The 1,487-nt window shown below is 58.8% G+C and carries 1 protein-coding gene; it reads left to right on the top strand.

Annotated features, from left to right (window positions below):
- Positions 1-180 precede the first annotated feature (180 nt).
- The gene (locus ACHAC9_RS24365) at positions 181-1,227 is read left to right on the top strand and encodes an IS110 family transposase (RefSeq protein WP_435764376.1); all 1,047 of its coding nucleotides are present in this window, start codon (positions 181-183) and stop codon (positions 1,225-1,227) included.
- Positions 1,228-1,487: the final 260 nt, after the last annotated feature.

The following is a 1,487-nucleotide window of genomic DNA, read 5'->3' as shown; positions in this document are numbered from 1 at the left end:
ACGGATTGTTTGCAAACGAGGAGAATGGAATGGACGCCTCCCACCTGTGCCAGTGGCACGAGGAATAGCAGAGAACGTGTGATGAGAAGAATGGAAGGTGGACCCTCACGGGCCGACGGCGTCAGAAGCGCCTAAAGTGAAAGCACCAGGGCTTTCAGGGCTAACGGGAGGATCCACATCATGAATGCTACTCGCAAAACGGTGTTTGGCGTCGATACAGCCAAAAGCGTATTCCAGGTTTATACCGTGGAGCCGGAAACCGGCGAAGTAATCAACAAGCAGCTCAAGCGTGCGCAGTTCTTGGAATGGTTTGCCAACCGCAAGCCCTGCCTGATCGGCATGGAGGCGTGTGGCGGTTCGCAGCACTGGGCTCGCAAGCTGCAGGAGCTCGGGCACGAGGTGAAGCTGATGAGCGGTAAGTTGGTTAAGGCTTTCGTCTGCGGAAACAAGAACGATGCGGCCGATGCGCGTGCAATCTACATTGCGACGCAGCAGTCGGAAGTGAAGGCAGTGGCTATCAAGAGCGAGGGCCAGCAAGCGGTGCTGGCAATGCACCGGATTCGCCAGCAGCTGGTGAAAATGCGTACGGCTCAAATAAACGAGTTGCGCGGTTTGCTGACAGAGTACGGTGAAGTATTCGGGCAAGGCCGGAGGGCGTTCGACGGCGGGATGAAGACGGCACTTGAGCGGCTTGCCGAGCGGTTGCCAACGCTATTGATCGATACGCTGCGCGACCAGTGGAACGAACTGGCTCGACTGGATGAGCGCATCGCCCGTATCGAAGCATCGCTGCTGGCATGGCTACGGCAGGACCGGGCCGCCAAAGCAATCTCCGCGATTCCTGGTGTCGGCTTGCTGACCGCCACGGCGGCGGTGGCCACCATGGGAGACGCCAAGGCGTTCCGGTCTGGCCGCGAGTTTGCGGCATTTGTTGGACTTATTCCAGGCCAGACCGGTAGCGGCGGAAAGGTACGGCTACTGGGTATAAGCAAGCGTGGCGACACCTACCTGCGCACCCTGCTCATACACGGTGCCCGGGCGGTGCTGCTCCACGCCAAAACGCCCAGCCCATGGCTGCAGCAGCTTAGCCAGCGCCGGCCGCTCAACGTCGCGGTCGTCGCACTGGCCAACAAGATGGCGCGCACGATCTGGGCGGTATTGGCCCATGAACGTGCGTATGACAAGGAACATGTCAGCTTGCGGCCGCTCGCCGTGGCATCGACGTGAAGACCAACCTTCAACTGACGAAAAGATAGCACGTCACCAGTTGCGTTAGGTGTTGACAGCGATGACAGACAGGTCAGACCGGGACCTACCAAACCTGAATGGACTCCGGGGCTAATAGCCCGTGAGGAGAATGAGGCGTGGGTCAGCGGATTTCATCGGGGCCAGCGGCGTTAACCGCACACAAGGCCGGATATAGAACTGCGACTTTCCTCGTCTGCACAAAGCTTAAAATACCTTGCAAAAGGGAGGCGTCCATATAG

This window comes from Massilia sp. CMS3.1 (assembly GCF_051262535.1).
In the GTDB taxonomy this organism is placed as follows: domain Bacteria; phylum Pseudomonadota; class Gammaproteobacteria; order Burkholderiales; family Burkholderiaceae_D; genus Telluria.
This window is presented reverse-complemented; position numbering and strand designations above follow the sequence as displayed.